The sequence below is a fragment of the Frateuria edaphi genome (genome assembly GCF_021117405.1).
GTDB lineage: Bacteria > Pseudomonadota > Gammaproteobacteria > Xanthomonadales > Rhodanobacteraceae > Frateuria_A > Frateuria_A edaphi.
The window spans coordinates 1,373,200-1,397,289 of the sequence record NZ_CP088251.1; the positions used below are offsets into that span (position 1 = coordinate 1,373,200).

Consider the following 24,090-nt stretch of genomic DNA (forward strand, 5'->3'; position numbering starts at 1 on the left):
CCTGGGATCGGGCGGGCTTGGCTGGCAGGCATGCTCGCGGCGCGGGCGAGCGGGGCGGCTAGAATGGCCCGGATACGCCGACCATCCCGCCGTTGGCCGCCAAGCATGCGACGGCCCGCCCCTCCGCACAAACGCTTTTGGTGACATGCAGCATTCGATGATTTCGACGGCGCTCTCGGCGGTATCGCTGCGCGACCTGGCGCTGGTGCAGGCGGTGCATCGCCATGGCAGCTTCAACAGCGCGGCGCGGGCGATGCACATCAGCCCGTCGGGGCTTTCGCACCAGGTGCAGAAGGTCGAGCAGGCGCTGGGTGCGCCGCTGTTCGAGCGCGGCGGCCGGCGCATCGTGCCGACCGCCGGCGGGCAGCGGCTGCTGGAGCGGATCAGCGCGGTGCTGGATGCGGCCGAGCTCCTGCAGCAGGCCGCCCGCGCCGGCACGGTTGCCTTCGGCGGCGAGCTGCGCCTGGGCGTGCCGGCCTCGCTCGGTCCCTATCTGCTGCCGCACCTGGTCGAGCCGTTTCCGTTGCACTTTCCGGCCGCCAGGTTGAGCTTGTCCGAGGGCAAACCGCGTGGCCTGCTGCGGCGCCTGCACGAGGGGGAACTCGATGCGGTGCTGGCACCGCCGGCGACCGCCGCGAGTGGCATCGCCACGCGGCCGTTATTCGCCGAGCCGTGGCAGGTGCTGTTCCGGGCGGACCATCCGCTGGCCGGCCGCGCCAACGTGACGCTGGACGAGCTGGATGAGGCCGAGGCTACGCTGATGGCCGAGAGCCATCCGGACGGCATCGACGGCCAGGGCGGCCATGGCGGTCACGTGCAGGACGTCAGCCTGGAAAGCCTGGCGGCGCTGGTCGGGCTGCGTGGCGGCTACGCGCTCGTGCCGGCGTTGGCGCGCGAGCGGCTGGCCTCGAAGCCCGAGCTGACCGTGGTGCCGTTGGAAGGCGCCGTGCCGGGCCGACAGATCGCGTTGTACTGGCGGGAGGCGTCGCCCTGGCACGCGGACATCCAGGCGTTCGCCGAGTTGCTGCAGGAGGTGGCGAGCAGGCGGCCAGGATTGGTGGTGGGGCCGGTGGGCTGAAGCCCACCGCACCGCGCTCAGCCGTTGTCCAGCGTCACGCCCGTCAGCAACCCGCGCGCCAGCATGCTGCACTGGCGGCGGTTGAGGACGATCTGCCACTGCCGCCCGCCGACCTGGCGCCACAGCACGGCCGAACGCACGGCGGCCAGCAGGTTGGCGCGCACCTTTTCCACGACCGCCGGCTGCTGCAGGAACTGCGGGTTCCCGCTGACCATCACGCGCGGGCTCAGCGTGGACAGGGTCGATGCGTAGAGGTCGGCCAGGCGCCGGACGACCTGCGGGGAGTCCTGGCCGAAATGCGCCACCTGGCGCTGGGCGGCGACCACGCCTTCCTGCAGTTTCGCGGTCAGCTCGGGCCGGCGGGCCAGGCTGCGTTCCAGCCGCATGACGGTCACCGCCATCCGGGTCAGTCCCATGTCGCGGCTGCTGTCGTCGAGCTGGCCGATCAGGTTGCGCAGGCCCAGCCGCACGCCTCCCACGCCACCGTAGACGGCCGCCACCGACGGCGCGTCGATGCGGAACACGCTGGCCACGCTCGACTCCATCGCCCCTTCGTCGCACCGCCCTTGGTTGGCCAGTTGCTGCGCCAGGCCCGCCGCCTGGAACAGGCCGGCCAGCGCGAGCACGCGCGGTTCGTTCATGGCGAGGATATCGAGCACGTCAGGGTCCTGCGGGAGGAAGGGAAAGGCCGCCAAACGGCGCATCGGTGGCCGCGATCACGGCGCCGCCCAGGCAGGCTTCGCCGTCGTAGAACACCACCGACTGGCCCGGGGTGACCGCCCGCTGGGGTTCGTCGAAGCGCACCTCCAGCCCGTCGGGCAACCATTGGACCTCGCATGCCTGGTCCGCTTGCCGGTAACGGGTCTTGGCGGTGCAGCGGAAGGCGGTTGCCGGAGCCGCGCCGGCTACCCAGGTCGGCGCTTCGGCAAGCAGGCGCTTCGACTGCAGCCAGTGGTTTTCGCCGCCCTGCGCCACGTAGAGCATGTTCGCTCCCACGTCCTTGCCGACCACGTACCACGGCTCGCCACCCATGCCCTGGCGCCCGCCGATGCCCAGCCCGTTGCGCTGGCCCAGCGTGTAATACATGGTGCCCTGGTGCTCGCCGACCAAGGTCCCTTCCGGGGTGCGCATTTCGCCGGGCCGCGCCGGGATGTACTGCGCCAGGAAGCTGCGGAAGTCGCGCTCGCCGATGAAGCAGATGCCGGTCGAATCCTTCTTGGCATGCGTCGGCAGGGCGGCGGCTCGGGCCAGTTCGCGCACCAGCGATTTCTCGATCTCGCCGACCGGGAACAGCGTGGCGGACAACTGCCGCTGGCCCAGCGCGTGCAGGAAGTAGGTCTGGTCCTTGCCCGCGTCCACCGCACGCAGCAGGCGGTAGCGTCCGTCGCGCTCGTCGACGCGCGCGTAATGGCCGGTGGCGATCTTTTCAGCGCCCAGCGCCCGCGCCTCGTCCAGGAAGGTCTTGAACTTGATCTCGCGGTTGCACAGCACGTCCGGGTTGGGCGTGCGCCCGGCGCGGTACTCGGTGAGGAAGTGGGCGAAGACGCCGTCCCAGTACTCAGCCGCGAAGTTGCGCGCGTGGAAGGGGATTCCCAGGCGCCCGCATACCGCCAGGGCGTCCTTGCGGTCGGCGTCGGCGGTGCAGGGGCCGTCGCGGTCGTCCTCTTCCCAGTTCTGCATGAACAGGCCTTCGACCTCGTGGCCGGCCTGCTTGAGCAGCAGCGCGGCGACCGACGAGTCGACCCCGCCGGACACGCCCAGCATCACCTTCATGGCAGGGCAGGCTCCGCAAGCAGACTGGACAGTACGTCCAGCGGCAGGCGCCGGCCCGCCAGCCAGGCATCGATGCTGAGCAGCACCATGGGACTGCGCAGGCGCCCGCCCAGCGCGGCGATCTCGGCGCGGGTCAGCCACACTGCGCGGCAGATACCCTCGTCTAGTGCGCGATGCGGGTCGTGCGCCAGCGCGCGCGCCGCGAAGCTGAAGCGGACCACGCCCTCGCCATGCTCGGTACTGCGCCATTGGTGCACGCCCAGGAAATGCTCGACCTCGATCGTCCAGCCGGTTTCCTCCAGCGTTTCGCGCACCGCAGCCTGCAGGAGGCTTTCCCGGTCGTCCAGGTGGCCAGCCGGTTGGTTGTAGACGAGGCGGCCGTCGACCTCCTCCTCGACCATCAGGTAACGCTCGCCACGCGCGACCACGCAGGCGACGGTGACGCGGGGGCGCCAGACGGAAGGATCGGTGGAAGTGACGGACATCGGGGACGGGAGGGGTGGAAATGCGCCATTGTGCCATCACCTAAACGAGGCGCGTCCTGCACGGCGGCGCGACGGGGCTGCATCCGTCGCGGCGTATACTCCGTACCAGCAACAAAGTCCCCACGAGCAATGGCCCACGAACCCGAACACGACCCCGGCAGCGGACACGGCCTGGCCGTCGAGACCAGCCGCCCGGAACTGGCACGGCCGCCACTTTTTCAAGTTGTGCTGCTGAATGACGATTTCACTCCCATGGACTTCGTGGTCGAAGTGCTCCGTGGCTTCTTTGCCATGGACCAGGAACGCGCGGTGCAGGTGATGCTGCACGTGCATACCCGTGGCAAGGGTGTGTGCGGGGTCTTTACCCGCGAGGTGGCGGAGACGAAAGTGACACAAGTGAACGAGTACTCACGGACTCATCAGCATCCCTTGTTGTGCACTATGGAAAAGCTATGAGCAGCCCCATCTTGTAGCCATCGCGGCATAGCCGCCCAAGCCAATCCCAAGCGGAGAAGGTCCGGATGTTCAGCAAGGATCTCGAAGTCACCATCGGCCACTGCTACAAGCAGGCCCGCGAGCAGCGCCACGAGTTCATGACCGTGGAGCACCTGTTGCTCGCCCTCACTGAAAACCAGTCCGCGCTGGGGGCCTTGCGTGCCTGCGGCGTGGACCTGCCGCGGCTGTCGGCCGAACTGGAGCGGATCATCGCCGAGACCGTGCCGGTGCTGCCGCACGGGGACGAGCGCGACACCCAGCCGACGCTCGGCTTCCAGCGCGTACTGCAACGCGCGGTCTACCACGTGCAGTCCTCCGGCCGCAAAGAGGTCACCGGCGCCAACGTGCTGGTGGCGATCTTCGGCGAAAAGGATTCCCACGCCGTCTACTTCCTGCACCAGCAGGAGATCACGCGGCTGGACGTCGTCAACTACATCTCGCACGGCATAGCCAAGATCGGCGACGAGCCGAGCACCGGCATGCCCGGTAGCGAGCGCGAGGGCGAGGAAGGTGCGGACAGCAAGGGCAACCCGCTCAGCGAGTACGCGACCAACCTCAACGACCTGGCGATGGAAGGCAAGATCGACCCGTTGATCGGCCGCCAGGACGAGATCGAGCGCACCATTCAGGTGCTCTGCCGCCGTCGCAAGAACAACCCGCTCTACGTCGGCGAGGCCGGCGTGGGCAAGACCGCGCTGGCCGAGGGCCTGGCCAAGCGCATCGTCGAGGGCGAGGTGCCCGAGGTGCTGGAAAGCGCCGTTATCTGGTCGCTGGACCTCGGTGCGCTGGTCGCCGGCACCAAGTATCGCGGCGACTTCGAGAAGCGCCTGAAAGCGGTGATCGGCCAGCTCAAGAAGCAGCCCGGCGCGATCCTGTTCATCGATGAGATCCACACCATCATCGGGGCCGGCTCGGCGTCGGGCGGCACCATGGATGCGTCCAACCTGATCAAGCCGATGCTGGCTTCGGGCGAGCTGCGCTGCATCGGTTCGACCACTTTCCAGGAATTCCGCGGGATCTTCGAGAAGGACCGCGCTTTGGCCCGTCGCTTCCAGAAGATCGACGTGGTCGAACCCACCGTGGCCGACAGCATCGAGATCCTCAAGGGGCTGAAGAGCCGCTTCGAGGAACATCACAACGTCGCCTATACCAATGAGGCGCTGAAAGCCGCGGTGGATCTGTCGGTCAAGCACATCCCCGACCGGCTGCTGCCGGACAAGGCCATCGACGTCATCGACGAGGCCGGCGCACGCCAGCGCCTGCTGCCCGAGGACCAGCGCACCGGCACCATCGACGTGCCTGAGGTGGAATACATCGTCGCCAAGATGGCGCGCATTCCGGCCAAGCAGGTTTCGGCGTCGGACCGGGACGTGCTCCGGAACCTCGAGCGCAACCTCAAGATGGTGGTGTTCGGGCAGGACCAGGCGATCGAGGCGCTGGCCGCGTCGATCAAGATGGCCCGCTCGGGCCTGGCCGATCCGACCAAGCCGATCGGCAGCTTCCTGCTCGCCGGTCCGACCGGTGTCGGCAAGACCGAGGTGACCAAGCAGCTGGCGCTGCAGCTGGGCATCGAGATGATCCGCTTCGACATGTCCGAGTACATGGAGGCGCATTCGGTCTCGCGCCTGGTCGGCGCGCCTCCGGGCTATGTCGGCTTCGACCAGGGCGGCCTGCTTACCGAGGCGGTGACCAAGCATCCGCACGCCGTGCTGTTGCTCGACGAGATCGAGAAGGCGCACCCGGACGTGTTCAACATCCTGCTGCAGGTGATGGACCGCGGCGTGCTGACCGATACCAACGGGCGCGAGGCGAACTTCAAGAACGTGATCCTCGTGATGACCACGAATGCCGGCGCGCAGCAGGCGTCACGGCGGAGCATCGGCTTCGTCAAGCAGGACCACGCGACCGACTCGCTGGAGACGATCCGCAAGATGTTCACGCCGGAGTTCCGCAATCGCCTGGATGCGGTCATCCAGTTCCATGCACTGGACTTCGAGCACATCCTGCGCGTGGTCGACAAATTCCTGATCGAGCTCGAAGCGCAGCTTGCCGACAAGCACGTCGTCCTGGACGTCGACGCCGATGCACGCCGCTGGCTGGCCGAGCACGGCTTCGACCCGCAGATGGGCGCGCGTCCGATGGCCCGCGTCATCCAGGAGAAGGTCAAGCGGGCGCTGGCGGACGAACTGCTGTTCGGCAAGCTGTCCGATGGCGGCAAGGTCCTGCTGAGCGTGCGCGAGGGCGAGCTGCACGTGGAGACCGAAGCGGCCGAGAAGATGCCGGTGGTGGTGGAGTAGCAGGGCGCCGAATGGCGTTGCAGGAGCGCTCTCGTGCGCGACCGCATGTATATCGCGGTCGCGCACAGATGCACCTCTGAAGGCGGCCTCCTTCGGAATTACGGGCACGAAAAAAGGCCGCGCATTGCGCGGCCTTTTTCGTTTGTCCGTGGAAGCTTACTTCATGCGGTAAGTGATCCGCCCCTTGGTCAGGTCATAGGGAGTCATCTCGACCTTGACCTTGTCGCCCGTGAGGATGCGGATGTAGTGCTTGCGCATGCGGCCGGAAATGTGGGCGGTAATCACGTGCCCGTTCTCCAGCTGCACACGGAACATGGTGTTGGGCAGGGTCTCCTGGACCGTGCCTTCCATTTCGATGACGTCGTCTTTGGCCATGCGTTCCGGTGTATGGGGCCCGGCCGTGGCGGCCGCGTAAGCGGGCAAGTATGCCACCTCCGGGCCGCCCGATCAAAGTTGCAGTCAGGCGGCATCCCCGAAGTACTCGTCCAGCTTGCGCCGGATCTCCTGCTCCACCATGCCCTTGAGTGGCGACAGCATCAGGCCGAGCTCGGCGGTGACGTGGACCGACTGCGGCGCCACCGCGATCGCGCCGCTCACGCCCGAACGGGAAAACCTCAGCGTGTCGCCTTCCCACTGGCTCTGCATGTCGAACTTTTCGCGCATCCGCGTGGCGACCTTTTCGACCACGGCGCGGGCCTGGTCCAGGGGCAGGTTGTGCGGACGGCGGATGTCGATCTTGGGCATGGCTGGGCTCCGTGTTGAAGCGTCCATCTTACGCGGCGAACGCGAAGCACACGCCATGCATCTGCTAGAGTCCCGGGCATCTCCGGATCGGTCTTCAGATGCGCATCGAGTTCCCCAATTCGGCTCGCGAGGAGTTTCGCTGGGCGCAGGTCGCTTTGCGCATCGGCAGCGCGCCGGACAACGACCTGGTGGTCTCCGCGCAGCAAGGCGCGGCGCACCACCTGCGTATCCTGCAGGATCGCCGCGGCTGGGTGCTCGAAGTCCTGTCGGGCGCCGGCCGGGTCTACGTCAACGCGCGCCCCGTGCGCGAACGCGCGCTGTTGCGCGCAGGCGACATCCTGAGCCTGGGCGACTGCCGCATGTTGCTGTGCGCCGACGAGACACCCGCCAGGCGCGCGCCGGTGGCGCTTTCCGAGCAGGGCCGTTGTACCGCGGCGCTGCGTGCGGTGGCCGGGCCGTTGTCCGGGCGCGTGTTCCCGCTGCACGAGCGGCTGGAACTCGGGCCCCAGGGCGACCAGCCGCTGGAGCTGCCGCAGGCGACCACCGCGACGCTCGCGCTGTTCTGGAAAGAGGGCGAACTGCGCGTGGCCGCCAGCGCGACGCCGTCACGCTATCCGCTGCGGCTCAACGGGGCCGCGGTGGAACAGGCCGCGCTGCATCCGGGCGACCAGCTGGGCATCGCCATGCACCGCTTCCTGGTGGACGCGCCCGGCTTGCTGCCCTCGCCGGTGGGGACGCCGCCGGAGCCGCCGGCCGCGCACCTCCCCGAGGACCAGGCCGGGCCGCGGGGCGAGGTGTGGTGGCTGATCGCCACGGCCGCGGTGCTGGCGCTCCTGATCGCGCTGATCCTGCTGGTGCGGTTCTAGCGGCGAAATCTCCTACAGGAAGCCTTGCGCCTGGACTCAGCCTTCGGCCATCCGCTTCAGTTCTTCCAGCCGATCGGCGTCGCGCACCGAAAGGTCCGTCCGCCAGCGCAGGATCCGCGGGAAGCGCACCGCCACGCCTGACTTGTGCCGCGTGGACCGCTGGATCGCCTCGTACGCCAGTTCGAACACATGCTCCGGTTCGACCGAACGCACCGGACCGAAGCGTTCGAGGGTATGCGCCCGGATCCACGCATCCAGTCGTGCGATTTCGGCATCGTCCAGCCCGGAGTAGGCCTTGGCCACCGGCACCAGATGGCCCCGGTCCCACACGCCGAAGGTGTAGTCGGTGAACAGGCCCGCCCGTCGCCCGTGGCCGGATTGGGCGTAGATCAGCACCGCATCCAGCGTGTAGGGATCGACCTTCCACTTCCACCAGTCGCCCCGCTTGCGGCCGACGCGATAGGGCGAGTCCAGGCGTTTGAGCATCAAGCCCTCGGTGCGCCGCTCGCGCGATTGCTCGCGCAGTTGAGCCAAGGTGGCCCAGTCGTCGGTGTGGGCGGCGGGCGAGAGCAGCAGCGTCGGCGGCATGCCATCCAGCAGCGCGGCGAGACGCTCGCGCCGCAGGTGCAGCGGCGTCTCGCGCAGGTCGGCGCCATCCAGTTCCAGCAGGTCGTAGGCCATGAAGCGCACCGGCGTCTCGGCCAGCAGCTTCGCGCCGGGCTTGAGCTTGCCGATGCGCTTCTGCAGAGCGGTGAACGGTCGCGGCGCCGCCGCCTCGCCATCCCAGGCGAGGATCTCCCCGTCGAGCACGCAGCCGGAGGGCAGGGCGCAGGCGGCCTGTTCGATTTCAGGGAAGCGTCCGTCCAGCCGCTCCTCGCCGCGCGACCACAGCCTCGCCTCGTCGGCGCGGCGCATGAGCTGGGCGCGGATGCCGTCCCATTTCCATTCGGCCAGCCAGTCGCCGCGTTCGCCCAAGCTCTCCGCCGGCGATTCCAGGGGCGAGGCGAGGAAGAAGGGATAAGGTCGGTGCTCGCGATGGGCGTCGTCCTCCGCGGGTTGCGCCAGGGCCGCCAGCGAGCTGGTGCTCGGCCTCCAGTCGCCGCTCAGGCGATGGGCGATCAGGTCGGTGGGAAGCTGCGACCACAACGCCAGCGCCTGCACAACCAGGCGCTGCGACACGCCCACCCGCAGCGCGCCGGTGATCAGCTTGTTGAGCAGGAAGACTTCGTCCGGCGGCAGGGTTTTCCACCACGCCTGCAGTTGCGCCACGCGACCGGGCGGATCGAGCCGGCTCAAGGCCGGCAGGCGCTGCTCCATCCACGTGTGCAGCCGGGCATCGTCGGATGGCCGGCCGGACGGCAGCAGCAGGGCGATGGCTTCGGCCAGGTCGCCCACGTGCGCGTAACTCTCGTCGATGAGCCAGTCGGGGTAGCCCGTGGCCTCGCGGGTAGCCAGGCGCAATTCGGTGACGCTGGCCAGCCGGCGCAGCTTGCCGCCGCCGAGCACGTACACCGCCCAAGCCGCGTCGGCGGGGGGCGCGTCGTGCAGGTAGTCAGCGATGGCGTCGCGCTTGGCGGTGGTCGAGCCGGTGCGGTCGAGCGCGGCATAGAGCTGGACGAAGCGGCGCATCGCTCAGGCTCCCAGCGCCGCCAGCGGGAGCGCATCGTGGCCCTGCTCGCGCAGGTAACGCACCAGCGCATCGCCATCGCCATGGGTCACATAGATGCGCGCGGCGCCACTGTCACGCACGCTGCGCACCAGGCCGTTCCAGTCGGCGTGATCGGAGACCACGAAGCCGCGCTCGTAGCCGCGCCGGCGCCGGTTGCCGCGCACCTGCATCCAGCCGGAGGCGAAGGCGGTCGAGGCGTTGGGGAAGCGCCGCATCCACGGCGAACCGGCGGCCGACGGAGGCGCCAGGATCAGCTCCCCCGCCAGCGCCGCGCCACGTGCGTTCTCCTCCAGCGGCTGCGTGGGCGGCATCGCCACGCCCGCCTCGCGATAGAGCTGCGTCAGCCGCAACAGGGCGCCATGAAGGTGGATCACGCGATCGACCCGCGGCGCGAGTTCGGCCAGCAGCCGTTGCGCCTTGCCTAGCGCATAGCAGAACAGCACGGCCGACACCTTGCGGCGGGCACAGTCGTCCCACCACGCGAGCAGTTCGTCGATTACCTGTGCCATCGGCGGCCAACGGTAGACGGGCAGGGCGAAGGTCGATTCGGTGACGAAGGTGTCGCAGGGAACGGGCTCGAACGGTGCACAGGTGGGGTCAGGCTCGCGCTTGTAGTCGCCCGAGACCACCACGACGCGGCCGGCATGCTCCATCCGCACCTGCGCCGCGCCCAGCATGTGGCCAGAGGGATGCAACGACACCTTCACCTCGCCGAGCGTGAACGGCTCGCCGTAATCGTAGGCGTCGATCACAGCCGGCTCGCCCAGCCGCTCGCGCATCAGCCCGAGGCCGGCGCGCGCGACGTGGTAGCGCGCGTTGCCTTGGCGCGCATGGTCGCCATGCGCGTGCGTCACCACGGCCTGCGCGACCGGTTCGGCCGGGTCGATATGGAAGCCGCCGGCGGGGCAGTAGAGGCCTTCGGGACGGGGCTGGAGCAACGGATCGGGCATGAGGCGATGCTCGTGGCCGGGGCGTCAAGTTGGCGGCAACAGCTCGTCGCGCGATGGGACGCCATGACGCATCCCCGGCCCTCAACCCCGCCCTCGACGCGCGAGAGGGAGCGATTCCGCGGATCAGGCGACGAACTGCAGCCTTGCCAGCTCGGCGTAGAGCCCACCTTCGGCCAGCAGGCTTTCGTGCGTGCCCTGGGCGACGATGCGTCCGCCGTCCATCACCACGATGCGGTCGGCGCGCTGCACGGTCGCCAGGCGGTGGGCGATGACCAGCGTGGTGCGGCCTTTTTCCAGGCGTTCGAGGGCCTGCTGGATGGCGGCTTCCGATTGCGCGTCTAGCGCCGAAGTGGCCTCGTCGAGAAGCAGCAGCGGGGCGTCGCGCAGGATGGCGCGGGCGATGGCGATGCGCTGGCGTTGGCCACCGGACAGGCGCACGCCGCGTTCCCCCAGTTCGGCGTCGTAACCCTCGCCGAGTGCGCTGACGAATTCGTGGGCCTCGGCGGCGTGGGCCGCCTCCCGTACCTCATCGTCGCTCGCCGCCTGGCGGCCGAAACGGATGTTGTCGGCGGCGCTGCCGGCGAAGATCACCGTTTCCTGCGGCACCAGCGCGATGGTGCCGCGCAGTTCGGACAGCGCGACCGCGCGCAGGTCCATGCCATCCAGCCGGATCGCGCCGGTCTGCGGGTCGTAGAAGCGCAGCAGCAGGGCGAACACGGTGCTCTTGCCGGCGCCGGAGGGGCCGACCAGTGCCACGGTCTCGCCGGGGCGGATGTCCAGGGTGAAGTCATGCAGCGCCGGCGCATCCGGCCGCGTGGGATAGTGGAATCCGACGTGCTCGAAGCGCAGCGCGCCGCTGACCGGGCGGGGCAGCGCGAGCGGCTGCGGCGGGTCGGCGATGTGCGCCTGTTCGCCGAACAGTTCGCCGATGCGCTCCATCGCGCCGGCGGCACGCAGCACGTCGCCCCATACCTCGGACAGCCCGGCCACCGAGCCGGCGGCGAACACCGCGTACAGCACGAACTGGCCGAGGATGCCGGCATTGAGCCTGCCGCCCAGCACGTCGCGCGCGCCGACCCAGAGCACCAGCGTGATTGCGCCGAAGAACAGCACGATCACCGCCGCGGTGAGCAGCGCGCGCATGCCGATGCGCCGGCGCGCACTTTCCAGAGCGCGGTCGATGGCGTCGCCGTAGCGGCGGCTCTCGATGCCCTCGCGGGCGTAGGCCTTGACCGCCGGTGCGGCGTTGAGTGTTTCGTTGGCGATCGCCGCGGCGTCCGCCAGGCGGTCCTGGCTGGCGCGCGAAAGTTTCTGCACGCGGCGGCCGAAGATCAGGATCGGCAACATCACCGCCGGGATCACCAGCGCGGTGAGGCCGGCCAGTCGCGGACTGGTCCAGACCATCATGGCGCTGGCGCCCAGCAGCATCACCGCGCTGCGAAGCGCCACGGAGATGCCCGAGCCGATCAACGCCTGCACCACCTCGGTGTCGGTACCCAGCCGCGAGATCAGCTCGCCCACGCGCGAGCGCTCGAAGAAGCCGACGTCCAGCCGGATCACATGCGCGTACAGCTTGGCCCGCAGCGCGGCCAGCGAGCGCTCGCCAAGCAGCGTGATGCAGAAATAGCGCGCGGCGGTGGCGAAGGCGAGCACCAGCGCCACGCCGAACAGGCCGAGGAAGGTGCGATTGATCGTGTCGCTGCTGGCATGGCCGAAACCGGCGTCGATCATGTGCCGCACCGCCATCGGCAACACCAGCGTGGAGCCGGAAGACAGCCCCAGGAACACCAGCCAGCCGATCGCCAGCGCCTTGTGCGGCTTGAGGAACGGCCACAGCTGGCGCAGGGCGCCGACGCGGGCGGTGGGCTTGCCGGGGGGCGTGGTGTCGCTCATCGAGGCGCCTGCAGGAGTGGAGCCTGGTGAGGTGGGGGCGGGTGGGACCTACCCCAAGCCTGCCGGCGGATGGACCCTCCCCCGCGTTGCCGGGGAGGGTCAGCGGTCAGGCGGCGTTGCGGCCCATGCGGGCGATCCAGCGGTACAGGACCACGACGCAGGCCACGAACGCAATGCCGCCGATCCAGATCGCCGGAGTCGCGAAGCTGTCGCCGACCAGCGCCAGCGGCGCGTCGTGGTTAGCGAAGCCAAGCTCGTCTGAGAACGCCACGAGCGCGGCCACGATCACACCGAGCAGGCTTTCGCCGACGATCAGCCCTGACGCCAGCAGCACGCCGAGCTGCTTGGTCGCGTCCGCGTTGGGACCCCGGTCCGCGCGCTTGTCGAACCAGGCGCCGACGAGCGAGCCGACCACGACCATCAACGTGGTCGAGGTCGGCAGGTAGATGCCCAGGCCCACGGCCAGGGGCGGCAGGCGCGCGGACTTCGTGGTGCGCACCAGCACCTCGTCGACGACGATGAGCGCGACGCCGATCATCGCGCCGATAATGATCAGGCTCCAGTCGATGTTGCCGGTGATCACGCCCTGGGCGAGCGCCGAAATCAAACCGGCCTGCGGCGCCGGCAGCGCGCGCGCCGGATCGACGCCCGGCGCGCCGAGGAAACCGTACGCCTGGTTGAGCAGGTCCAGCACCGGCGGAATCACCACCGCGCCGGCGATCACGCCGATGACCAGCGCCCACTGCTGCAGCGACGGCGTGGCATCGACCAGCTGGCCGGTCTTCAGGTCCTGCAGGTTGTTGTTGGCGATCGAGGCCACCGCGAACACGATCGCGGTGATGAACAGCGCGAAGGCGACCAGCGCCTTGCCGGCCTCGGCCGGCATCATTGCCTTGACGCCCAGCACCAGCAGCAGCGCGGCGATGATCACCACCAGGATGCCGATGCCCGACAGCGGGCTGTTGGACGAACCGATCAGGCCGGCCATGTAGCCGCATACGGCCGAGACCAGGAAGCTCAGGATCAGCACGAACAGCACGCCGCCGATCACCAGCAATGCCGTGTGCGAGCCCAGGCCGCTGACGTTGGCGAAATGCCCCAGCAGCCAGGCCACCGGCACCATGCAGACCAGCGTGACCAGGCCCACCACGCCGATCGGGATGTCGTGCTCGGTGCGCGGGAGGGTGGCCAGGTTGCCCGCCTTGCGCACGCGCGAGGCGGCCATGGCGCCGGCCAGGCCGCTGATCACCGGCTTGACCAGCTTGGCCAGCGTCCAGATCGCCGCCACGCCGATGGTGCCGGCGCCGACGAAGCGCACGTAGTGGCTCCAGGTCGCCTGCGCGGCATCCGCGACCGAACCGGTTTCCGGATGGATCAACAGGAAGTGCGGTACCGCCCAGCCCCAGCCGATCAGCGCGCCGACCAGCATCGCGAGGCCGACCCAAAGCCCGACCAGGTGGCCGACGGCGAAAAGCGCGAACGACAGGCTGAAGTCGAAACCGGTGGCCGCGCCGCGGTCGCCGACGCGGAAGTAGTCGGAGACGGCGGCGGCGAACACCTTCGTCTGCACGATCACGTAGAACACCGCCGAGACGATGGAACCGACGATCACCGCCTTGAGGCCGGCGCCACCGGATTCGACCGACTCGGCCGCCTCCTGCGAATTGCTCGAGCCGACCTTGAGCACCTCCGCGCAGGCGACGCCCTCGGGGTAGGGCAGGTCCGAATCGGTGACCAGCGCGCGGCGTAGCGGGATCGTGTACATCACGCCCAGGATGCCGCCGGTGGCGCAGATGCCGAAGGACATCCAGAACGGGAAACCATTCCACCAGCCGATGATGATCAGGCCCGGCAGCACGAAGATGATCGAGGAGAGCGTGCCGGCGGCCGAGGCCACCGTCTGAACGATGTTGTTCTCCTGCATCGTGGAGTTCTTCATCGCCCTCAGGATCGCCATCGAGATCACCGCCGCGGGGATCGAGGTGGCGAAGGTGAGGCCGGCCTTCAGGCCGAAGAACACGTTGGCCGCGGTGAACACCACGGTGATCACGATGCCGATGATCAGGCCGCGTAGGGTGAATTCGGTGCGCTTGGCGCCTTGGGCTTGGGCAGTCACGTGGCGGTTCCGTTCTGGTTTGGTTCCCCTGCGCGCCGGCGGCGCGCCCCTCGCGACCGCTCCCCGGCAGTCGCTGCGGGGAGCATAGCGTGGATGGACGCGATCCAGCCCGTTCCGGCCCTTCCGCATGTCTGCCGCAGCGCATCCGGGTGGATGCGCTCCTGCGGGGAGCTGGCATGGGTTGAGTGGGCGCACCGGTCCAAGCCCGGGCTCCTACGACGGCGGCACTGGTCGTACGCGGGCCTGGCCGCGGGTGAGGTCGATGATGCGCGCGCATGCCTCGTCGAGGCAGTCCGCCGGCAACGCCAGTTCCAGCGTGGCGCCTTCGGCGTCGAAGCTCTCGTGTTCGATCCGCGCCTGCCAGCCGGGACAGCGCGCCTTGAGCAGCGCCAGCTCGGCGAACGGACAGTGCACGGTCAACCGCGCCATCGCCACCAGCGGCATGCGTTCGGCCAGACGCAGGCATTCGGCGGCGGTGCCGCCGTACGCACGCACCAGGCCGCCGGCGCCGAGCTTGATGCCGCCGTACCAGCGGGTGACCACCACCATCACGCGATCCACGCCGGCGCCTTCGATCGCCTGCAGCATGGGCCGGCCGGCGGTGCCGCCGGGTTCGCCGTCGTCGTTGAAGCGGTAGTCCTGGCCGATGCGGTAGGCCCAGCAATTGTGCGTGGCGGCAGGGTCGGCGACCTCATGCAGGAACGCCATCGCCTGCTCGACCGACGGCACCGGCGCGGCCTGTGCGAGGAAGCGGCTCTTGCGGATGTCCTGCACATGCCGGCAGGGCGCGACGAGGACGTGCAGGGTCTCGGACATGCGGGGCGGGGGATAACGAAACGCCGGCACGGTAGCACGCGTGTCCGGGCACCCGCTTCAGTCGCCGATCGCAGGGCCCGGATCGGGATGGTGGAAGTCGTGCGGCGACAAATCCCGCGTCAGCCGGAACACGCCTTCGTGGATGCGCCGCGGCAGCACCACGTCCAGCACGGTGCTCTGGTGCGGCCCCAGCATGGCGAACAGATCCTCGCCCGGCGCGCTGGCGGCCAGGGCGTGGTGCACCAGCCCCGCCAGATCCAGGGGCTGGACGCGCGCGCCATACGGACGGTGGCTAGCCACGGCCGGTCGCAGCGTGCGGCGGGGCTGGCGCGGGTCGGGCACGCGCGCGTCGCCGGCGAGCAGCGCGTGGTTGAGGAACAGCGTGACGGTGCACGGATCGGCCGAGTTGGCCTGGCGGTCGCTCAGGAATCCGACTGGCAGCTGGTCCAGACTCGCCTCGGGGCCCGCGGTGAGCAGGAACCCGGCGCCGGTCAGCGGCTCGCCGGTGTCGTCGGCCAGGCGCAGGATCAGCATGCTGCGCGGGTCGTGGATGTGCACGCGCGGCGCGAACGGGCCGGCGGGCTCCAGCTCCACCTTGTTCGCGTCGCGGGCGGCGTTCTCGGCGTCGAAGGCGTCGCACAGGTCGGCGTAGGCCCTCGCGTCGTTGACCGCCAGGCAGCGCACGATGGCCTCGACCGTCGTCGGCGCCCCGGCGGTGAGGATGCCCTGTTCGTCGCCCGAGTGCGCGGCGCCGGCGACCAGCTTGAACGCGCAGCGCGGGCCGCGCAGCAGGCTGAGCGAGAGCGCGTCGGCCGCCGCGCCGCGCCGTCCGTCGGCTACCGCAAGCACCGCGTGGCGGGCATTGAGATTGGCCGAGGCGATGCGTACTACGCCGTCGGACCCGTTCTCGCCGGTGTAGCTGTTCAAGTGGTCGTACAGCGAGCGGTCGGGGCGGTCGCCGGTCAGCACGAACAGGAACTGGCCCTTCGCGGAAGGATCGGCGCCATGGATATGGTCCAGGTTGAGCGCCAGCGAGGCGGCACTGCCCAGCTCCAGCCAATCGAGGATCCGTTGGCCCGGTTCCACGCCATTGAACCAGGCCTTGAGCCGGCCCAGGGTGCTTTTGCCGAGCCTGGCCAGTGCCGAGCCGAAGTTGGCCGGCGCGAGCATCACCAGGTGGCTGAGCCGGATGGTGCTGTAGCTTCCCGGCCTGTCGCGCTGCGCACGCAACCACTCGCGCACCACCGGGCCGCCGGTGGAATGGGTGATGCAGGCAAAGCTTCCGGTCGACAGGTGCAGGTCGCGCAGCGCGTGGTCGAACGCACGGACCAGGTCGCCCATGGTCACCGCGTCGTCGAAGCTCACGTATTCGGACAGCCGGATGTCGTGGATCGTCAGCGCCAGTCCGGCGGCGCGGGCGGCGTCCTGCACGCGCCGGGGCATCGCACCGTAGATGGCGGTGCTGGTCACGCTCCAGCCATGGACGAAGACGAGCGTCGTCATGCGAGGGTCCTTCGTGGGTAGCGGGAGCGTAGCAGGGCGAGGTCGCCGTCCCTCCAGCACGGCATTGTGCGCGACAGCCCGCGAGGTCGCGCACGGGGTGCGCACCTGCACCACCTCCCGCTCATCTTTGCGTCCGCATAATGCCGGACTCGACCGTGGAGAGGCCGCCGATGACCGTGCACCTGCTGATCGCTTTGTTCGCCTTCGCCTGGCTGGCCGGCCGGCGGGGTTGGCGGCGGCTGCGGCTCACCGGCATCGTATTGGCGCTGGCCTTCCTGGTCGCGGCCGGCTGCGGCGCGCTGCCCAAGGTGCTGCTGCGGGTATGGCAATCGCCGTACGCGCAGCGGCCGGCGCTGGACTGGGCGCCATCCAATGCGATCGTGCTGCTCACCGCCGGGGCGACCTACCCGCCGGGCGGCCCGCTGGAGCCGGGGCACACCGCCTACTCGCGCATCGCGGAGGCGGTCGTGCTCTATCGCGATTGCCGCGCGTCCGGCGCGCGCTGCACCCTGCTGGTCAGCGGTGGCGATGCGGAGAACACCGGCGAGCCGCTTGCGCGCACCTACAAGCGCACGCTGATGCAACTGGGCGTGCCGCGCGAGGACATGGTGCTGGAAAAACGCAGCCTCACCACCTGGGGCAACGCGTTGTACGCGCGGGGCATGCTGCGGCAGATCGGCGCCGACCGGGTCTGGTTGGTGACCTCGGCGCATCACCTGCGGCGGGCGGTGTTCGCGTTCGAGCACTTCGGCATCAAGGTGACGCCGGTGCGGGCGGACTACCTGCGCGGGGTGTGGTCGCTGATGCCCAGCGCGTACAACCTTTACGTCACCAACGCGGCCCTGCACGAGTACGTGGGCATGGCGGTCTATCACTGGTACGCGTGGCGCGGGCGGACCGACGTGCCGCCGGAAAACGAGGGGCCGGCGGAGGACTGACCTACGCTGGTCGACGCATCACCAGCAACCGCACTTCGCTCATGTCCTCGATGGCATAGCGCACGCCCTCGCGGCCGAAGCCCGAGAGCTTGATGCCGCCGTAAGGCATGTTGTCCACGCGGAAGCTCGGGATGTCGTTGACGATCACGCCGCCCTGTTCCAGCTCGTCCCACGCCCGCATCGCGTGTTCCAGCCGATCGGTGAAGATGCCCGCCTGCAGGCCGTAGTCCGAGTCGTTGACCAGCCCGATGGCCTCGTCCAGCGTGTCGAACGGGGCGAGCAGGGCGAACGGCCCGAAGGCTTCCTGCCGATTGGCCCTGGCGTCGCGCGGCACGCCTTCCATCAGGGTCGCCTCGAGCATGTTGCCCTGGCGCTTCCCACCGCAGAGCAGCTTCGCGCCGGCGCGGCGGGCCTCCTCGATCCAGTCGTGCAGGCGTTCGGCGGCGGCCTCGTCGATCATCGGACCGATGAAGACGTCCTTCTTCTTCGGATCGCCCGCCTTGAGCTTCTTCGTGGCGGCGACGAGTTTCCTTTTCAGCGCGTCGTAGAGCGAAGCGTGCGCGTAGATCCGCTGCACGCCGATGCAGCTCTGGCCGGACTGGTAGAACGCGCCGAACACCAGCCGCTGCACGATGGCGTCGAGCTTGTCGCCCTGGTCGGCGTCGACGATGCAGGCGGCATTGCCGCCCAGTTCCAGCACCACCTTCTTGCGCCCGGCATGGGCTTTCAAGTCCCAGCCGATCTGCCCGCCGGTGAAGGAAAGCAGCTTGAAGCGCTCGTCCTCGACCAGCGGCGAGGCCTCATGGCCGCCGATGGGCAGGATCGAGAAGGCGCCCTTGGGCAGGTCGGTCTCGGCCAGCACCTGGCCGATGATCAGCGCGCCGATCGGTGTCTTTTCGGACGGCTTCAACACGAACGGGCAGCCGGCGGCGATCGCCGGCGCGACCTTGTGCGCGACCAGGTTGAGCGGAAAGTTGAACGGCGTGATGAAAGACACCGGACCGATCGGGACGCGTTTCGTGTACCCGTGATAGCCGTCCAGCCGCGGCGCGAGTTCCAGGTTGAGCGTCTGTCCGTCGAGGCGTACGGCTTCGGCGGCGGCGATGCGGAAGGTCTCGATCAGACGAGTGACTTCTCCGGCAGCGTCCTTGATCGGCTTGCCCGCCTCCACGCACAGCGCCAGCGCCAGTTCGTCGCGGCGCTGCTCGAAGCGTGCGACGCAATGTTCGAGCACGGCCTGACGCGCCCAGGGCTTGAAAGCGCGCATGGGCGCCGTCGCCTTCGCCGCCGCGGCGATGGCTTTTTCGATCGCACGGGCGTCGGGCACGGCCACGCGCGTGGCGACCTTGCCGCTGTACTTGTCGCGCACCTCGAGGTCGGCGTTGGGGTGTTGCGGGCGGTTCGCGAGGTAGTAGGGGTAGGTCTTCTCGAGCATGGACGTCTCCTGGATGGAGAAGAACAGGTTGCCGCCGCAGGCGTTGCCGATGCGTGAGCCGGCATCGCACCTAGAGTTTGGGCGTATCCGGGGCCAGGACGCGGGCCGTCAGTTCACCCTCGGCGAGCCGCGCACGAACGACCGCACCCGCCGGCGCATCCTTTGCCGCCCGCAACACGTGGCCTTCGGCGTCGAACACGATGGCGTAGCCACGTTCGAGCGTCGCCAGCGGACTGACCGCCTGCAGTGCGCGCGCGGACTGGCGCAGGGTCAGGCGGGCGCGCTCCAGGCGGTGGCCCATGCACTGCTGCAACGAGCGCTCGCGCTCGGCCAGGCGTCGCTGCAGCAACTGCAGCCGCTGGCGCGGATGCTGCGCCAGCAGCCGCGCGTGCAGGCGCTCGAGCCGCATGCCACGGGTGCGAACCTGCTCGCGCAGCGCCGCGTTCAGTCGACGATGCAATTGCACGAGCCGCTCGCGGTCGCGCGCCAATCGCGCCTGCGGACGTTGGGCCTGAAGGCGGGCGTACAGGTGGTCGAGGCGCTGGGTCTGCGCCTGCAGGCGACGGCTCTGCAGCAACCGGAGGCGCTGGCCGAGCTGGCCCAGATGCCGGCGCAGGGCCAGCGCGTCGGGCACCAGCAGTTCGGCGGCCGCCGAGGGCGTGGCCGCGCGAAGGTCCGCGACGAAGTCGGCGATGGAGAAGTCGATCTCGTGTCCGACCGCGCTCACCACCGGGACTGCGCTGGCATGCACGGCGCGGGCGACGGCCTCGTCGCTGAAGGCCATCAGGTCTTCCAGCGAACCGCCGCCGCGGGTCAGCAGCAGCACGTCGTGGCGACCGGAAACCGAGGCCTTGCGCAGCATCGCCACGATCGCCGGTGGCGCTTCGCGGCCCTGCACCGGCACCGGCAACACCTCGACCTCGACCAGCGGCCAGCGCCGGCGCAGCACGCTCAGCACGTCGCGGATCGCCGCACCGGTGGCCGAGGTGATCACGCCGATGCGCCGGGCGAACCGGGGCAGGGGACGCTTGCGGGACGGCTCGAACAGCCCTTCGGCATCGAGACGCGCCTTGAGCAGATCGAACTCGCGCCGGAGCGCGCCTTCGCCGGCCAGCTCCATGTGTTCGGCCACCAGCTGGAACTCGCCGCGCGGTTCGTACAGGCCGACCCGCGCCCGCACCAGCACGTGCATGCCGTCGGCCGGCTTGAAGCGCAGCCAGCTGCTCTTGGGCTTGAACATCGCCGCGCGCACCTGGGCGCCGGCGTCCTTCAGGGTGAAGTACAGGTGCCCCGAGGCCGGACGCGACACGTTGCACAGCTCGCCCTCGATCCACACCAGCGGCAGCGCGTCCTCCAGCAGCCCGCGCACGAGCCGGTTGAGCGTGCTCGGGGTGAGGATGTTGCGTGGCGGAGCCGCGGCGTGGTCGGGAGTGTGCATGGACCGTCGAGCCTAGCACGAAGCGCTTGCCGAACATGCGCTTGGGCGATGGTTTGAAGGCGTTCCATCAGGTTCCTGCGCGGTTCCCAGGCGCGGGAGAAGCGGGGCTACTTGCGGCGGCGCAGCCGCCACAGGCGGATCGCCAGGTTGAACGCGAACCAGACGGAAAAGGTGGCGATCGGCCAGCTCAGCGCCTTGGGCCAGGCGATGGCCACCACCGCAAGCACGGTCAGCACGATGATGCCGACCAGCAGCGGGCCGCGCTCGGTATCGCCGAGCACCCGGCGGTCGGTCAGCACCGCGCCGACGGTATTGGCGATACGCAGCGCGCCGGCCGCGGCGCGGCTGGTGCTGCCGCCCGGACGCTTGGGGCGCGGCGGGCGCTGGGTGGTGCTCTCCACCCTTGCGATGTGCGGACGGCGCCGGCGCGGCGCCAGCACGATTTCGGTGGCGTTGGTCAGGTCCCGCTCGTACTGCTCGGCCAGTTGTCGGGCGAAGCCGGTGTCCTCCACCGCCACATCGATCTCGCGGTTGCCCAGCCAGCTGGCGATGTTGAGGTTGGACGAACCCACGCGCGCCCACTGGTCGTCGGCCACCGCGGTCTTGGCGTGCAGCATCGAGCCGTTCCACTCGAACACGCGGATGCCGGCCTTGAGCAAGGGCCGGTAGCCAGACCGGGACATGCCGGCGACCAGCGGGATGTCGCTGGTGCCCGGCACCAGCAGCCGCACGTCCACGCCATCGCGCGCGGCCGAGGCGAGTGCCTGCACATAAGGCGCCATGCCGACGAAGTAGGCGTCGGTGATCCACAGCGTGCGCCGCGCCATCGCGGCGACCTGCTGGTCGAGCCGGTACATGCCGGCGGTGGATGGCTGCGTGGCGATCACGCGCAGGGCGGTTTCGCCGGCGGCCTTGTCCTCCGGGGGCGGCAGCGTGAGGGGTTTGCCCATGCTCACCCAGCTTTGCGCGAACGCCAGCTCCAACTCGCCCACGGCCGGGCCGCGCAGCACCACGCCGGTGTCCCGCCACGGCGGCACGCCTCGCTTGGCGTTGCCCAGCCAGCGCGCGCTGATGCACACGCCGGAGAGGAAGCCCAGGTGACCGTCGACCACCAGCAGCTTGCGGTGGTCGCGGGTGATCCACCCGAACGGCTTGCCCAGCTGCGGCGGGTTGAAGACGCGTACTTCGCCGCCGGCCCGGCGCAGCGGTTGCCAGAACGCGTATCCGGACTGGCCCAGGCAGCCGAGCCAGTCGCAGACCACCGCGACCATCACGCCGGCCCGCGCGCGCTCGACCAGCGCATCGCGGAAGGCGCGGCCCACCACGTCGTCGCTGATCAGATAGTTTTCCAGCAGGACGCGCTGGCGGGCACCGCGGATCGCGGCCAGCCAGGCGTCGAAATGCGCCTGGGCGTCGATCAGCAGTTCGGCCGCATTGCCGCCGATCAGCGGCGCGCCGGCGGCGCGGCTCAGTGCCTGTTCGGCCAGGAATCGGCTGGGCGCGGAGGGAATCAGCGGGATCGTCGCCATGGCAGTGAGTGTAGGGCAAGGTCCGTCCCCGGGACGTCGCGGGACGGATGCGCGGCTCGCCCGGCATCTGCCATGATCCGCGCATGCCGCCCGCGCCGCGCCTCGACGACACTGCCGCCTGCGCACAGCTCATTGCCGACCGGCTGGGAGCGCATCTTTGCGTCGCCGCGCCGCTGGGGTTGGGCAAGCCCCATGGCCTGCTCAACGCGCTGTACCGGTTGACCGTCGCCGATCCGGCCCGCTCGCTGACGCTCTACACCGCGCTTTCGTTGACCCGGCCGCGGCCGAAACCGGGGCTGGAGCAACGCTTCCTCGCGCCATTCCTCGAGCGCCATTTCGGCGCTGACTACGAGGATCCCGAATACGCCCTCGCCGAGCAGCGCCACGCGCTGCCCACCAACGTGGCCGTGCACGAGTTCTACCTGCAGTCCGGCGCGCTGCTGCACGCGCCGCGGGCGCAGCGCGACTACATCAGCCAGAACTACACCCACGTGGCGCGCGACCTGGCCGCGCAGGACGTCAACCTGCTGGTGCAACTGGTAGCGCGCCGGGAAACGCCGGAGGGCGTGCGCTACAGCCTTTCCTGCAACCCGGACCTGACGCTCGACTTCCTCGCCCAATGCGCGCGCGCCGGCAAGCCGCGGCCGCTGTGCGTGGCGGTGGTGCATCCGGACCTGCCTTACCTCAGCGGGCACGCGGAGGTCGCGGCGGATTTCTTCGACATGGAACTGGCCCCGCCACGGTCGCCGCGGCTGTTCGCCTTGCCGCGCACGCCGGTGGGCGTGGCCGAGTACGCGATCGGCCTCAACGCGAGTGCGCTGGTCACGGACGGCGGCTGCCTGCAGATCGGCATCGGTGCGCTGTCGGACGCACTGGTCCGCAGCCTGCTGCTGCGCCAGCGGGACAACGCCGCCTGGCGCGATGGCCTGCGCGCGCTCGACGGCGAGAGTCCCACCCTGGCGCTGGCCCGGCGCATCGGCGGCCTGGAGCCGTTTGAGGCCGGCGTGTACGGCGCCAGCGAAATGGTGATGGACGGTTTCATGCACCTGGCGCGCGGCGGCATCCTCAAGCGCCGCAGCTGGGACAACCTCGCACTGGAGAAGGCCGCCGCGGCGGGGCGGCTCAATCCGGCTACGCCGGGCGGGCACTACCTGCGCGGCGCGTTCTTCCTCGGCAGCCGCGAGCTGTACGAATGGCTGGATGCCACCGAGGCGGCCGATCCGGACGCGATCGACATGTGTCCGGTCTCCAACGTCAACCAGCTCTATGGCGACCACCAGCCGCTCGCGGCGCTGCAACGCCGCGGCGCGCGCTTCTTCAACACCTGCATGATGGCCACGCTGCTCGGCGCCGCCGTGTCGGACGCGCTGGAGGATGGCCAGGTGGTCAGCGGCGTCGGCGGCCAGTACAACTTCGTGGCCATGGCGCACGAACTGGACGACGGGCGCTCGATCCTGCTGCTGCGCGCGACCCGCCGCGAGGGCGGCGAGGTGCGCACCAACATTCGCTGGGATTACGGCCACACCACCATCCCGCGCCACCTGCGCGACATCGTGGTGACCGAGTACGGCGCCGCCGACCTGCGCGGCAAGAGCGACAGCGAGTGCATCGAGGCGATGCTGTCGATCTGCGACGCGCGCTTCCTCGATGCGCTGGCGGCCGAGGCCAAGGCGAACGGCAAGCTCGCGCCGGGGTTCCGCATTCCCGAGGCGTGGCGCCGGCACCGGCCGGAATGCCTGGAGCAGGCGCTCGCGCCGCTCAGGCGCGCGGCCTTGCTGCCCCTGTTTCCGTTCGGCAGCGACTTCACCGATGTCGAGCAACAGCTGGTGCCGGCGCTGGGCTGGCTGAAGGAGCGCGGCGCGAACTGGCGTGGACGCCTTGCCCTGGCGAAAGCCTTCTTACGTCCGGGCGAACCGGTGGCTGGCGAAGACGCGGCGCTCGAACGAATGCAGCTGGCACAGCCAGAGGGCATGGGCGAGCGCCTGCAGCGACGGCTCGTCCTGGCCGCCCTGCGCCAAACCCGCGTCTCGTAAGAGCACACACGTAGCTTCTACAGAAGGTCGGA

20 protein-coding genes are annotated in these 24,090 nt (G+C 69.6%); 6 read left to right on the forward strand and 14 right to left on the reverse strand.

Translation table 11 applies throughout. The annotated features are described in order from the left end of the window. Positions 1 to 145 precede the first annotated feature (145 nt). On the forward strand, positions 146 to 1,078 hold the full coding sequence (locus LQ772_RS06375) for a LysR family transcriptional regulator (RefSeq protein ID WP_231325067.1): 933 nt from the start codon (positions 146 to 148) through the stop codon (positions 1,076 to 1,078). Positions 1,079 to 1,095: 17 nt separating this feature from the next. Here LQ772_RS06375 and hflD read toward each other — a convergent pair whose 3' ends face one another. The 3 genes from hflD to LQ772_RS06390 are packed head-to-tail and all read right to left on the reverse strand — an operon-like array spanning position 1,096 to position 3,336. After that, positions 1,096 to 1,719, reverse strand: coding sequence for a high frequency lysogenization protein HflD (hflD, locus tag LQ772_RS06380; protein ID WP_231325942.1), 624 nt, complete (start codon positions 1,717 to 1,719; stop codon positions 1,096 to 1,098). A 19-nt stretch (positions 1,720 to 1,738) separates the two neighbouring features. Beyond that, positions 1,739 to 2,851 (reverse strand): tRNA 2-thiouridine(34) synthase MnmA, encoded by a 1,113-nt coding sequence (mnmA, locus tag LQ772_RS06385; RefSeq protein ID WP_231325069.1) that lies wholly within the window; start codon positions 2,849 to 2,851, stop codon positions 1,739 to 1,741. Then, on the reverse strand, positions 2,848 to 3,336 hold the full coding sequence (locus tag LQ772_RS06390) for an NUDIX hydrolase (RefSeq protein ID WP_231325070.1): 489 nt from the start codon (positions 3,334 to 3,336) through the stop codon (positions 2,848 to 2,850). The genes mnmA and LQ772_RS06390 overlap by 4 nt, the downstream gene beginning before the upstream one ends. Positions 3,337 to 3,465: 129 nt before the next feature. Here LQ772_RS06390 and clpS point away from each other — a divergent pair, with 129 nt between their 5' ends. Then, positions 3,466 to 3,792, forward strand: a complete 327-nt coding sequence (gene clpS / locus LQ772_RS06395) for an ATP-dependent Clp protease adapter ClpS (protein ID WP_091332759.1) — start codon at positions 3,466 to 3,468, stop codon at positions 3,790 to 3,792. A 65-nt stretch (positions 3,793 to 3,857) separates the two neighbouring features. Further along, a complete protein-coding gene (clpA, locus tag LQ772_RS06400) occupies positions 3,858 to 6,128 on the forward strand; it encodes an ATP-dependent Clp protease ATP-binding subunit ClpA (RefSeq protein WP_231325072.1) in 2,271 nt (756 codons plus the stop codon). Between the two features lie 156 nt (positions 6,129 to 6,284). Here clpA and infA read toward each other — a convergent pair whose 3' ends face one another. Further along, the gene (infA, locus tag LQ772_RS06405) at positions 6,285 to 6,503 is read right to left on the reverse strand and encodes a translation initiation factor IF-1 (protein ID WP_019466733.1); all 219 of its coding nucleotides are present in this window, start codon (positions 6,501 to 6,503) and stop codon (positions 6,285 to 6,287) included. Between the two features lie 84 nt (positions 6,504 to 6,587). Further along, on the reverse strand, positions 6,588 to 6,872 hold the full coding sequence (locus LQ772_RS06410) for a polyhydroxyalkanoic acid system family protein (RefSeq protein ID WP_231325073.1): 285 nt from the start codon (positions 6,870 to 6,872) through the stop codon (positions 6,588 to 6,590). A gap of 98 nt (positions 6,873 to 6,970) precedes the next feature. Here LQ772_RS06410 and LQ772_RS06415 point away from each other — a divergent pair, with 98 nt between their 5' ends. After that, entirely contained in the window at positions 6,971 to 7,738 is a 768-nt protein-coding gene (locus LQ772_RS06415) for an FHA domain-containing protein (protein WP_231325075.1), read from the forward strand. 36 nt (positions 7,739 to 7,774) lie between these two features. On the opposite strand, the gene LQ772_RS06420 is transcribed toward LQ772_RS06415, so the two are convergent. From LQ772_RS06420 to LQ772_RS06445, 6 genes are all read right to left on the reverse strand, one after another. Beyond that, positions 7,775 to 9,367 (reverse strand): ATP-dependent DNA ligase, encoded by a 1,593-nt coding sequence (locus LQ772_RS06420; RefSeq protein WP_231325076.1) that lies wholly within the window; start codon positions 9,365 to 9,367, stop codon positions 7,775 to 7,777. Positions 9,368 to 9,370: 3 nt separating this feature from the next. Next, on the reverse strand, positions 9,371 to 10,357 hold the full coding sequence (locus LQ772_RS06425; protein WP_231325078.1) for a ligase-associated DNA damage response exonuclease: 987 nt from the start codon (positions 10,355 to 10,357) through the stop codon (positions 9,371 to 9,373). Positions 10,358 to 10,480: 123 nt separating this feature from the next. Continuing rightward, on the reverse strand, positions 10,481 to 12,250 hold the full coding sequence (locus LQ772_RS06430) for an ABC transporter transmembrane domain-containing protein (RefSeq protein WP_231325080.1): 1,770 nt from the start codon (positions 12,248 to 12,250) through the stop codon (positions 10,481 to 10,483). A 106-nt stretch (positions 12,251 to 12,356) separates the two neighbouring features. Next, the gene (locus LQ772_RS06435; RefSeq protein WP_231325082.1) at positions 12,357 to 14,366 is read right to left on the reverse strand and encodes an OPT family oligopeptide transporter; all 2,010 of its coding nucleotides are present in this window, start codon (positions 14,364 to 14,366) and stop codon (positions 12,357 to 12,359) included. Positions 14,367 to 14,579: 213 nt separating this feature from the next. Then, a complete protein-coding gene (locus LQ772_RS06440; RefSeq protein WP_231325084.1) occupies positions 14,580 to 15,182 on the reverse strand; it encodes an IMPACT family protein in 603 nt (200 codons plus the stop codon). A 57-nt stretch (positions 15,183 to 15,239) separates the two neighbouring features. Then, complete coding sequence (locus tag LQ772_RS06445) at positions 15,240 to 16,685, reverse strand: lipase family protein (RefSeq protein WP_231325085.1); 1,446 nt, start codon at positions 16,683 to 16,685, stop codon at positions 15,240 to 15,242. Between the two features lie 170 nt (positions 16,686 to 16,855). Here LQ772_RS06445 and LQ772_RS06450 point away from each other — a divergent pair, with 170 nt between their 5' ends. Further along, complete coding sequence (locus LQ772_RS06450; protein WP_231325087.1) at positions 16,856 to 17,623, forward strand: YdcF family protein; 768 nt, start codon at positions 16,856 to 16,858, stop codon at positions 17,621 to 17,623. 1 nt (position 17,624) lies between these two features. On the opposite strand, the gene LQ772_RS06455 is transcribed toward LQ772_RS06450, so the two are convergent. The 3 genes from LQ772_RS06455 to LQ772_RS06465 all read right to left on the reverse strand — a co-directional run bounded on the left by LQ772_RS06455 (position 17,625) and on the right by LQ772_RS06465 (position 22,025). Continuing rightward, positions 17,625 to 19,058, reverse strand: a complete 1,434-nt coding sequence (locus LQ772_RS06455; protein WP_231325089.1) for an aldehyde dehydrogenase family protein — start codon at positions 19,056 to 19,058, stop codon at positions 17,625 to 17,627. Between the two features lie 70 nt (positions 19,059 to 19,128). After that, on the reverse strand, positions 19,129 to 20,496 hold the full coding sequence (gene xseA / locus LQ772_RS06460; protein WP_231325091.1) for an exodeoxyribonuclease VII large subunit: 1,368 nt from the start codon (positions 20,494 to 20,496) through the stop codon (positions 19,129 to 19,131). A 107-nt stretch (positions 20,497 to 20,603) separates the two neighbouring features. Further along, positions 20,604 to 22,025: a phospholipase D-like domain-containing protein gene (locus tag LQ772_RS06465; protein ID WP_231325093.1), complete on the reverse strand. Its 1,422-nt coding sequence runs from the start codon at positions 22,023 to 22,025 to the stop codon at positions 20,604 to 20,606. Between the two features lie 83 nt (positions 22,026 to 22,108). Between LQ772_RS06465 and LQ772_RS06470 the strand changes: the two genes are divergently transcribed. Next, positions 22,109 to 24,058: an acetyl-CoA hydrolase/transferase C-terminal domain-containing protein gene (locus LQ772_RS06470; protein ID WP_231325095.1), complete on the forward strand. Its 1,950-nt coding sequence runs from the start codon at positions 22,109 to 22,111 to the stop codon at positions 24,056 to 24,058. The last annotated feature ends 32 nt before the right edge of the window (positions 24,059 to 24,090 follow it).

What these genes read in the sequence shown, in the direction of transcription:
- LQ772_RS06375 (WP_231325067.1), top strand. Translation starts at nt 146, where the DNA reads ATGCAGCATTCGATGATTTCGACGGCGCTCTCGGCGGTATCGCTGCGC.
- hflD (WP_231325942.1), bottom strand. Translation starts at nt 1,719, where the DNA reads ATGAACGAACCGCGCGTGCTCGCGCTGGCCGGCCTGTTCCAGGCGGCG.
- mnmA (WP_231325069.1), bottom strand. Translation starts at nt 2,851, where the DNA reads ATGAAGGTGATGCTGGGCGTGTCCGGCGGGGTCGACTCGTCGGTCGCC.
- LQ772_RS06390 (WP_231325070.1), bottom strand. Translation starts at nt 3,336, where the DNA reads ATGTCCGTCACTTCCACCGATCCTTCCGTCTGGCGCCCCCGCGTCACC.
- clpS (WP_091332759.1), top strand. Translation starts at nt 3,466, where the DNA reads ATGGCCCACGAACCCGAACACGACCCCGGCAGCGGACACGGCCTGGCC.
- clpA (WP_231325072.1), top strand. Translation starts at nt 3,858, where the DNA reads ATGTTCAGCAAGGATCTCGAAGTCACCATCGGCCACTGCTACAAGCAG.
- infA (WP_019466733.1), bottom strand. Translation starts at nt 6,503, where the DNA reads ATGGCCAAAGACGACGTCATCGAAATGGAAGGCACGGTCCAGGAGACC.
- LQ772_RS06410 (WP_231325073.1), bottom strand. Translation starts at nt 6,872, where the DNA reads ATGCCCAAGATCGACATCCGCCGTCCGCACAACCTGCCCCTGGACCAG.
- LQ772_RS06415 (WP_231325075.1), top strand. Translation starts at nt 6,971, where the DNA reads ATGCGCATCGAGTTCCCCAATTCGGCTCGCGAGGAGTTTCGCTGGGCG.
- LQ772_RS06420 (WP_231325076.1), bottom strand. Translation starts at nt 9,367, where the DNA reads ATGCGCCGCTTCGTCCAGCTCTATGCCGCGCTCGACCGCACCGGCTCG.
- LQ772_RS06425 (WP_231325078.1), bottom strand. Translation starts at nt 10,357, where the DNA reads ATGCCCGATCCGTTGCTCCAGCCCCGTCCCGAAGGCCTCTACTGCCCC.
- LQ772_RS06430 (WP_231325080.1), bottom strand. Translation starts at nt 12,250, where the DNA reads ATGAGCGACACCACGCCCCCCGGCAAGCCCACCGCCCGCGTCGGCGCC.
- LQ772_RS06440 (WP_231325084.1), bottom strand. Translation starts at nt 15,182, where the DNA reads ATGTCCGAGACCCTGCACGTCCTCGTCGCGCCCTGCCGGCATGTGCAG.
- LQ772_RS06445 (WP_231325085.1), bottom strand. Translation starts at nt 16,685, where the DNA reads ATGACGACGCTCGTCTTCGTCCATGGCTGGAGCGTGACCAGCACCGCC.
- LQ772_RS06450 (WP_231325087.1), top strand. Translation starts at nt 16,856, where the DNA reads ATGACCGTGCACCTGCTGATCGCTTTGTTCGCCTTCGCCTGGCTGGCC.
- LQ772_RS06455 (WP_231325089.1), bottom strand. Translation starts at nt 19,058, where the DNA reads ATGCTCGAGAAGACCTACCCCTACTACCTCGCGAACCGCCCGCAACAC.
- xseA (WP_231325091.1), bottom strand. Translation starts at nt 20,496, where the DNA reads ATGCACACTCCCGACCACGCCGCGGCTCCGCCACGCAACATCCTCACC.
- LQ772_RS06465 (WP_231325093.1), bottom strand. Translation starts at nt 22,025, where the DNA reads ATGGCGACGATCCCGCTGATTCCCTCCGCGCCCAGCCGATTCCTGGCC.
- LQ772_RS06470 (WP_231325095.1), top strand. Translation starts at nt 22,109, where the DNA reads ATGCCGCCCGCGCCGCGCCTCGACGACACTGCCGCCTGCGCACAGCTC.